Here is a 373-nt window from a genome sequence, read left to right as displayed (position 1 = left end):
TTAGCTGCTGCATGCTGGTTGTGTTGCTGGTTGCTTCTTTAGCGGGATTTCCCGAAATAGGGTATGCGGCGACGTCGGTTACGGCAAACTTTTCTGTTAATAACGGAACAGGTTATGCTAACAATTTTGGGGGAGCCGTCAATCAGTTGGATAGTCCGGCCGATGTAGATACGCTTCGGTCAATCGGCATTAATTTCATGAGAAGGGATGCTTATCTCGTCCAAATTGTGCCCAATACGACTGTTGCCGACTATAAGAATAACGTAGGCAACGTTGCGGATCCAAGCACGTGGAATTGGAGCAACTATGATTGGGTTGACACCTATCATAACAAAGGAATCAAGATCATGCTGATTATGAGCTACAATATTCC

At 45.3% G+C, this 373-nt stretch carries 1 protein-coding gene; it reads left to right on the top strand.

Annotated elements, in window-relative coordinates; genetic code table 11:
• Positions 1-373, top strand: a 373-nt coding sequence (locus B1748_RS37180; protein ID WP_179216020.1) for a hypothetical protein, incomplete at both ends; no start/stop codon positions are given.

Origin of the sequence: Paenibacillus sp. MY03 (genome assembly GCF_002165585.1) — a bacterium.
In the GTDB taxonomy this organism is placed as follows: domain Bacteria; phylum Bacillota; class Bacilli; order Paenibacillales; family Paenibacillaceae; genus Pristimantibacillus; species Pristimantibacillus agaridevorans.
Note: the sequence above shows the minus strand (reverse complement) of the source record. Positions and strands in the feature narration are given on the sequence as shown.